This is a genomic window from Pseudomonas sp. FME51, assembly GCF_014897305.1.
Genome location: NZ_JABUYN010000023.1, coordinates 23,317 through 31,803 on the forward strand (window position 1 = coordinate 23,317; position 8,487 = coordinate 31,803).

The following is an 8,487-nucleotide window of genomic DNA, read 5'->3' on the forward strand; positions in this document are numbered from 1 at the left end:
ACTCGGGAGGAGTATAGCAGAGACTGACGAGTCGCAAGAGAATCCTGAACTAAAAGGGATTGTTTATATGCTTTTTCAGCTTTTCCAGCGCACGCTTGTATCGCATCTTGGTGGCACTCAATCCCATGTTCATAATGTCGGATATTTCTTGGAACTCCAGCTCCGCCACGAAGCGCAGTACCAGAATCTCCCGATCCACTTGGTTGACATGCACAAGCCAATGGTCGAGGCCCTTGCTGTCCACCGCCGGACCTTCCGGCTCCTGAGCTTCGTCTTCACTGTCCAGACTCAGCGCATCAAACAATCGTCGTTTCCGCTTTTCTTTTCGATACTGAGTAATGCACTCATTGTAAGTAATGCTATATAGCCATGTCTTGAACTTGGCCTTGCCTTCAAAGTGCTTGAGCCCGTTCAGTACTTTGAGCATTACCTCCTGACATACATCATCAGCATCCCTTTCGTTGCCAAGGTACCGGGCACACACATTGAAGAGTGTGCGTTGATATCTTCGCATCAGCTCCTCATAGGCAACGGTAGTGTGAAAAAGTTCACGATTAGCGCGCAATACCAGCTCTTCATCCGTCATGTCGGATAATTGGCTGCGGCTGCATGAGGCTGAAGTCTCAGTCAAAACAGGGTCATCACTCAATTAGCTGGGCCGTGTCGCAATCAGCGTGACACGGGCTTATCGATCAGGGTGCGGTTGGCGACGGAAATGAGCCGTCCCTCGGCATCCATGAGTGTGGTTTTGACGGTGCCGATTTCCTCGATCACCCCCTCAGCACCCTCAACCCGGATTCTGTCACCCACTTCATATAGCTCGCGCAGGTAGACACCCGCAATGATCTGGCTCACGGTTTCCCGGCTGCCCAGCCCCATTGCCAGTGCCGCCGCTGCACCGAAGGAGACCAGCACAATGGCAATCACGGTATTGAGCAACTGCGTTTCGATCTGCAGCTGTCCGATGGCCAACGACACCGTGATGATGACCAGCAGACCCTGCACAAGCCGACTTATGCCGCCTGCATAATCAGCACCAATGCTCTCGACAGTGCCTCGTACCACCCCTGCGACAAGATGTGACAACAGCAGGCCAGCCAGCAGGATGAGCGCAGCGCCAAAAACCTTGGGCAGATACAGGGTAAAGGCATCCAAGGTTGAGGATACCCGTGCCAGACCCAGGGTTTCAGCAGCAGAAACCACAAAGGTGAGAATGATGAACCAGTAGACGATCTTGCCGATAACCGCCGACACAGGTGAGGCGATGCCGATCCGACCGAGCATCTTGGTCACCCCTGCCCCGGTCATCAAGCGATCAAGTCCCAGCTTGGCCAAGCCTTTGCTCAGAATCGCGTCGATGATACGTGCGATGACAAATCCCAGCAGGACAATGATCAGCGCAGTGATCAGGTCGGGTATAAAAGAGGCCACTTTGGTCCACAAAGCAGTCATCGCAGCCACAAAGCTCTGGCTCCAGGTTTCTTGTTCCATGGGTAGACTCGCTATGAATTCAGATCGGTAGAAGAAGAGCCGCGCCGTTCACGGCGCATGGTGCCGGCTTGTCGCAGTCCGCGCGAGCCGCCCTCGCTGATGACCCAGCCCCAACAGGCGAACAGGCTGAGCAGGTCGAACAGACCGGTGCGCACATGTGCTCGATGCAGAACACGCTCCAGTCGCTTATCGTCATCCCCGGATGGTTGCTCCGAAGCATCTTTCTGCATCAGGTTGCGCAGATGTTGCTCAAAGGGATCGTCCATGCCTACCTCCAAATCAGTGAATACAAACGCACGTCGGCCGGGTGATGTCACCCGGCCGACGTATCCCACTGACAGCTCCGGATGTTACTCGGGCATCTGCAGGGCGTTGGCTGACACGATGATGCCGTTATTATCGGCATATACGTATTCACCCGGACGGAAGGTAACACCGCCAAAGGTAACCGCCAGATTGCGCTCACCGACACCGCGCTTCTCACTCTTGCGCGGATGGCTTGCCAGCGCCTGAACGCCGAGCGGAGTCTGGATCAGCACATCCACGTCACGAACGCAGCCGTACATGATGATACCTTCCCAGCCATTCTTTGCCGCCTTGTCAGCCAACATGTCGCCGAGCATGGCACAGCGCAGGGAGCCGCCACCATCCACCACCATAACCTTACCGGTGCCATCTTCTTCAACCAACTCCTTGACCACCGAGTTGTCTTCGAAGCATTTGACCGTCACGATCTCACCACCAAATGAATCGTGGCCGCCGAAGTTACCGAACATGGGTTCGACAACGGCGACATCGGGATAGGCATCACACAGATCCGGGGTTACATAGTTCATGGTTTATGCTCCTGAGCTGATCAGCTGTTGTTTTCCGCAAGGAAGAACCAAGTATCCATTACCGAGTCCGGGTTGAGCGATACACTCTCGATGCCCTGCTCCATCAACCAGCGCGCCAGATCCGGATGATCCGATGGGCCCTGACCGCAGATACCGATGTACTTGTCGGCTTTGCGGCAGGCAGCAATGGCATTGGCCAGCAGCTTCTTGACCGCAGCGTTACGCTCGTCGAACAAGTGAGCAATGATACCGGAGTCCCTGTCCAGACCCAATGTCAGCTGGGTCAGGTCGTTGGAACCGATGGAGAAACCATCGAAATGCTCCAGGAACTCATCGGCCAGCAACGCGTTCGCCGGAAGCTCGCACATCATGATCAGACGCAGGCCGTTCTCACCGCGCTTGAGGCCGTTCTCGGCCAGCAGCTCGACTACCTGTTTGGCTTCGCCCACGGTCCGTACGAAAGGCACCATGATTTCGACGTTGGTCAGACCCATCTCATTGCGTACACGCTTCATTGCACGGCATTCCAGCTCGAAGCAATCACGGAATGATTCGCTGATGTAACGCGAGGCGCCACGGAAGCCCAGCATGGGGTTTTCTTCTTCCGGCTCGTACAAGCGTCCGCCGATCAGGTTGGCGTATTCATTCGACTTGAAGTCGGACAGGCGCACGATGACTTTCTTCGGCCAGAAGGCCGCAGCTAGGGTGCTGACACCTTCGACCAGTTTATCAACATAGAAGCCGACCGGGTCGCTGTAACCAGCGATGCGCTTCTGAACGCTGTCTTTGACTTCTGCCGGCAGGCTATCGAAGTTCAGCAGTGCCTTGGGATGCACACCGATCATGCGGTTGATGATGAACTCCAGACGCGCCAGACCAACACCTTCATTGGGCAAGTTGGCGAAGTCGAAGGCGCGATCCGGGTTACCGACGTTCATCATGATCTTGAACGGCAGCGGCGGCATCGCATCAACGCTGTTGGTGCGAATATCAAACGACAGGCGACCGGCGTAGATCATGCCGGCATCACCTTCGGCGCAGGAAACAGTCACTTCCTGGCCATCGCTCAGCTCGCTGGTGGCATTGCCGCAACCCACCACCGCAGGAATGCCCAGCTCGCGCGCAATGATTGCCGCGTGACAGGTACGACCGCCACGGTTGGTAACGATGGCGCTGGCGCGCTTCATCACCGGCTCCCAGTCGGGGTCGGTCATGTCGGATACCAGTACGTCGCCCGGCTGAACCTTGTCCATCTCGGACACGTCACGGATGATCTTGACCGGGCCGGCGCCGATACGCTGCCCGATTGCGCGGCCTTCAACCAGTACGGTGCCTTTTTCTTTCAGCAGGTAACGCTCCATGACGTTGACATTGCTGCGGCTCTTGACGGTTTCAGGACGTGCCTGAACGATATACAGCTGCTGGTCGTCGCCGTCTTTGGCCCACTCGATATCCATCGGACAGCCATAGTGTTTCTCGATGATCATCGCCTGACGGGCCAGGTTGACCACTTCTTCATCAGACAGACAGAAACGCGCACGTTCGGCAGCGTCCACATCCACAGTCTTGATCGAGCGACCGGCGGCAGCTTCCTCGCCGTAGATCATCTTCAGCGCCTTGCTGCCCAGGTTACGGCGCAGAATCGATGGGCGGCCCGCTTCCAGAGTGGGCTTGTGCACATAGAATTCGTCAGGGTTGACCGCACCCTGCACAACGGTTTCACCCAGACCGTAGGCGCCGGTGATGAATACCACATCACGGAAACCGGACTCGGTATCCAGGGTGAACATCACCCCAGCGGTTCCGGTCTCGGAGCGCACCATACGTTGCACACCGACCGACAGAGCAACCAGCTTGTGCTCAAAGCCCTGGTGTACGCGGTAAGAGATGGCACGGTCATTGAACAGCGAAGCGAATACTTCCTTGGCCGCGCGGATGACGTTGTCCACGCCACGGATGTTCAGGAAGGTTTCCTGCTGACCGGCAAAGGACGCGTCGGGCAGGTCTTCGGCAGTAGCGGAAGAGCGGACGGCTACCGAGAGATTCTCGTTACCGGCTGAAAGCTCGGCGAAGGCGCCGCGGATGGCTTGATCCAGGGCCGCGGGGAACTCGGCATCCATGATCCATTCTCGTATCTGCGCACCGGTACGAGCCAGAGCGTTCACATCGTCCACGTCCAGCGTGTCCAATGCCGCATTGATACGGTCATTGAGACCACTTTGTTCAAGAAAGTCGCGGTAGGCGTCAGCAGTAGTGGCAAAGCCACCCGGTACGGATACACCGGCACCGGCCAGATTGCTGATCATTTCACCGAGCGAGGCATTCTTGCCGCCAACGCGCTCAACATCTCCAACACCCAGTTGCTCAAAGGACACTACGTACTCTAGCAAGGTGATCTCTCCGTCAATCAATGAATAGGTTCGCAGCGCGGGCTTTGCCGTCTGGTCTGCAAGTCACAAATACGCCACAATGCCACTTTGACGCTCAATTCTGGGGGCTCAAGACCGCTGTCCCCGGTAAATTCCGATATCTTAAGGCTTCGCGCATGAAACGCACTGCTTTTTTCATTTCCGATGGTACAGGCATCACTGCCGAGACGCTTGGCCAGAGTCTGCTCTCGCAATTCGAAAATATCCAATTCAGCAAACTGCTGCGGCCTTACGTGGATACCGTGGAAAAAGCGCGGGACATGGTACAACAAATCGATGCCGCTGCCGAGACGGATGGTCATCCGCCGATCATTTTTGAAACCGTGGTCAACCGAGACATCCATCAGGAGCTGGCCCAGTCCAAGGGCTACATGATTGATATCTTTTCCACCTTCCTCGCCCCTCTGGAACAGGAGCTGGGCGCGGGTTCATCCTACTCGGTGGGCAAATCCCATTCAATCCAGCATAACAGCAACTATCAGGACCGCATCGACTCCGTACATTTTGCCATGGATAACGATGACGGCGCCCGCACCCATCACTATAAGGAAGCGGACATCATCCTGGTCGGCGTCTCGCGCTGCGGCAAAACGCCCTCCTGCCTTTATATGGCACTGCAATACGGGATACGTGCCGCGAACTACCCACTGACGGATGACGACATGGAAAGCCTACAGTTACCCGCGGCATTGAAGCCCTACAAGCAAAAGCTGTTTGGTCTGACCATCGATGCCGACCGGCTGGCCAGCATCCGTAACGAGCGCCGCCCCAACAGTCGCTATGCCAGTTTCGCCCAGTGTGAATTCGAGATTCGCGAAGTCGAGAACCTGTTTCGCCGGGAAAACATCCCGCATATCAACTCGACGCATTTCTCCGTGGAAGAAATTTCCGCCAAGATCCTGGTGCACATGGGGATTGAGCGCCGTCTCAAGTAACCTCCGCCCTGCGTTCGACTGCAACGTCCCGGGTGTCGAGTCCCTCTCGGCACCCGCTGCCACCTCTTTGCGTTTCCCGCCGTGCCAGATTTGCTAATTGATAGTTGAAACTTCTGTAATGAGATGTAATATTGCCGGCGCCTGATAATCATTACCAACCCCGCTGATAGACGCCACGAATTCGTCATCAGTGCATCCAGAGAGGAGTTACTGATGTTGCCGAACCGCCCTGCTCTTGCAGCACACCACGTTTTCGTCGGCAGTCTGGCTCTGTTGGCCAGCAGCGTTGCACTGGCCAACCAAGAAGCTATCCGCCTGTCCGACACCGTCGTGACCGCCTCGGGCTTCGAGCAGAAGATCACCGAAGCGCCGGCCAGCATCAGTGTGGTCAGTCAGGAAGATTTGCAGCAGAATCGGTACAGCAACTTGGCTCAGGCGCTGGACAATGTCGAAGGTATCGATATTCGTCAGGGTACTGGTAAAACAGGCGGTTTGAATATCAGCATCCGCGGTATGCCCAGTGAGTACACATTGATCCTGATTGATGGTCGCCGGCAAAACTCCGCGGGCAACGTGACGCCCAATGGCTTCAATGAGACGTCCACCAGTTTTATGCCTCCGATGTCTGCTATCGAGCGCATTGAGGTTATTCGCGGTCCGATGTCGACACTGTATGGCTCTGATGCCATGGGCGGTGTAATCAACATCATTACCAAGAAAGTTGCGAAAGAGTGGAGCGGTTCTGTCACTTTGGGCCATACCTTCCAGGAAGATAGCGATTATGGCGTAACCAGTAATGCCAGCATCTATGCCAGCGGTCCTCTAGTTGAGGACCTGCTTGGGCTGGCTGTCCGCGGTAACGTACAACAGCGCGATGAGTCGGACCTGATGTTCGACAATGACAGCACCGTCAGTCGCAGGGGCGTTTCCCCAGTTGAAGGCCGCAATAATGTGTTGGGTGCCCGACTCTCGCTAACACCAACAGAACAGCATGATTTTTATCTTGATTTCGAACGCGGCCGCCAGGTCTATGAGAATGATGAGTGCCAACTCGGCACTTTGGATGGCTATGAAGGTGGCAGTGCCACTGCAGTGTGCAGCGCTCCGAATCCGACAGTAATCAATGGCTATGCTGACGAACTGCGTTTCGAACGTGACCAGTTTGCACTCGGCCATACCGCTCGCTTGGACTTTGGTATATGGGACAGCGCTATTACTCATAATAAGACCGAAACCATTGGCCGGACGATTCCTGGTACCTTGGGACAGCCATATCCAGCCCCCAGTCAGTCAATCGTCGGCGGTGATGATCGTGAGCTTGAGTCCACGGACCTCGTTTTTGATACCAAGCTATCCGCGCCTATAGGCGAATCTCATATTGCCGTGGTTGGTGCACAATACTGGGATGGTGAGGTTGTAGACGGTATTGCCGGTGAAACCTTCGAGCAGAAGTCCTGGTCGCTATTCATGGAAGACGAGTGGCGGCTGCGTGACGACTTGGCGCTTACCCTTGGCGGTCGCTACGAAGATCATGAAGCCTATGGTGGGCACTTCAGTCCCCGTGCTTACCTAGTCTGGAACACCACTGATAATTGGACGTTAAAAGGCGGCGTGAGCAAAGGATACCGCACACCCGATATTAACGACCTCCATAGCGGCATTAATGGCGTCACTGGACAGGGCAGCACCATCACCATCGGCAGCCCCGATCTGGATCCTGAAATCACCACTAACACAGAAGTTGGTGCGTACTACGACAACTTGGCCGGTTTCAACGCCAACCTCACAGTCTTTCATAACGACTTCAAGGACAAGATCGACTCGGGGACTGCTCTGGCAAATTGCTTCTCTGCTTCGGACCCCAACCAGCCAGGTTGCGTAAGTTATGGCGCTGGATTCACACAGGATGAGTTTTCGCAGATGACCAACATCGGTGAAGCCAAAACTCAAGGTGTTGAGCTGGCAGCCAGTTGGGAATTCGCTCCGCGCTGGACCTTGAGTGGTAACTACACCTATACCGACAGCGAGCAGAAGAGTGGTGACAACAAAGGCGCTCCGCTGACCAACATAGCCAATCACCTTGCTTCTGCACGCCTGAATTGGGACGCCAACGACCGTCTCTCATTATGGTTCAAAGGTGAGTATCGTGGCGAGCGTGCGCGCTTCACTGATCGCTACTCCAACCTTAACGCTGCAAACCAAACTCTGATGGATCAGGTCGGCGATCTCGATGCATATGAAGTGTTCCACCTAGGCGGCGCATTCCGCGCTTCGGAAAACGTCACCATGACGGCTACAATCTATAACGTCTTCGATAAGGACTTTACCGACGGCACCTATTACACCACTAACACAGGTGCAACCGGTTGGGCATCTGATTATGTGCAGATTGGCCGCTCTACCGAAGGGACGCTGGAAGAAGGCCGCCGCCTCTGGCTGTCTGCTACCATCGACTTCTAAACGAGTCTGACCTGCTTCGGCAGACGCCCGCTTCGGCGGGCGTTTTCATTTCTCCCTTCTCCCTTCCCGCTTTCCTTACGATAAACGAGAAATATTCCTGTTTATCTGCAAAAAACCGTAGCCCTTTCGCTACGGGCTCCTTATACTTCCGCGCACAACTAATAATGATAATGATTCCGTTTAGCGTGATGGTCACATCAAAAGCCTTCGGGCAAGGATCAAGGAGCAGCACAGATGTCGATCAGAACCACCCTTCCCTCCTACTTCACCGGTGGCGTTGCTGAATCACACCGGGTTTTATGGAGGCCATTCCGTTTAAGTCAGGCCGCCACGGCC

Annotated in this window: 7 protein-coding genes; 2 read left to right on the plus strand and 5 right to left on the minus strand. The window is 55.3% G+C overall.

What is annotated here, in order from left to right; translation table 11 throughout:
• Positions 1-49: 49 nt before the first annotated feature.
• The 5 genes from sigX to ppsA form a co-directional block, all read right to left on the minus strand.
• Positions 50-631 (minus strand): RNA polymerase sigma factor SigX, encoded by a 582-nt coding sequence (gene sigX / locus INT39_RS21815; protein WP_193076081.1) that lies wholly within the window; start codon positions 629-631, stop codon positions 50-52.
• Positions 632-669: 38 nt separating this feature from the next.
• Entirely contained in the window at positions 670-1,491 is an 822-nt protein-coding gene (locus INT39_RS21820) for a mechanosensitive ion channel family protein (RefSeq protein ID WP_193076074.1), read from the minus strand.
• Positions 1,492-1,502: 11 nt separating this feature from the next.
• On the minus strand, positions 1,503-1,757 hold the full coding sequence (locus INT39_RS21825; protein WP_193076075.1) for a CrfX protein: 255 nt from the start codon (positions 1,755-1,757) through the stop codon (positions 1,503-1,505).
• 84 nt (positions 1,758-1,841) lie between these two features.
• On the minus strand, positions 1,842-2,327 hold the full coding sequence (gene rraA, locus INT39_RS21830; RefSeq protein ID WP_193076076.1) for a ribonuclease E activity regulator RraA: 486 nt from the start codon (positions 2,325-2,327) through the stop codon (positions 1,842-1,844).
• A gap of 20 nt (positions 2,328-2,347) precedes the next feature.
• Positions 2,348-4,717 carry a phosphoenolpyruvate synthase gene (gene ppsA, locus INT39_RS21835; protein ID WP_193076077.1) on the minus strand — a complete coding sequence of 790 codons (2,370 nt, stop codon included), beginning with the start codon at positions 4,715-4,717 and terminating at the stop codon, positions 2,348-2,350.
• Between the two features lie 155 nt (positions 4,718-4,872).
• Between ppsA and INT39_RS21840 the strand changes: the two genes are divergently transcribed.
• Together INT39_RS21840 and INT39_RS21845 are read left to right on the plus strand one after the other, a co-directional pair.
• A complete protein-coding gene (locus tag INT39_RS21840) occupies positions 4,873-5,691 on the plus strand; it encodes a pyruvate, water dikinase regulatory protein (RefSeq protein WP_193076078.1) in 819 nt (272 codons plus the stop codon).
• 213 nt (positions 5,692-5,904) lie between these two features.
• Positions 5,905-8,151: a TonB-dependent receptor domain-containing protein gene (locus tag INT39_RS21845; RefSeq protein ID WP_193076079.1), complete on the plus strand. Its 2,247-nt coding sequence runs from the start codon at positions 5,905-5,907 to the stop codon at positions 8,149-8,151.
• The last annotated feature ends 336 nt before the right edge of the window (positions 8,152-8,487 follow it).

Bases quoted from the DNA above. Each gene is read 5' to 3' on its own strand.
- INT39_RS21820 (WP_193076074.1), bottom strand. From the start codon at position 1,491: ATGGAACAAGAAACCTGGAGCCAGAGCTTTGTGGCTGCGATGACTGCT.
- INT39_RS21825 (WP_193076075.1), bottom strand. From the start codon at position 1,757: ATGGACGATCCCTTTGAGCAACATCTGCGCAACCTGATGCAGAAAGAT.
- rraA (WP_193076076.1), bottom strand. From the start codon at position 2,327: ATGAACTATGTAACCCCGGATCTGTGTGATGCCTATCCCGATGTCGCC.
- INT39_RS21840 (WP_193076078.1), top strand. From the start codon at position 4,873: ATGAAACGCACTGCTTTTTTCATTTCCGATGGTACAGGCATCACTGCC.
- INT39_RS21845 (WP_193076079.1), top strand. From the start codon at position 5,905: ATGTTGCCGAACCGCCCTGCTCTTGCAGCACACCACGTTTTCGTCGGC.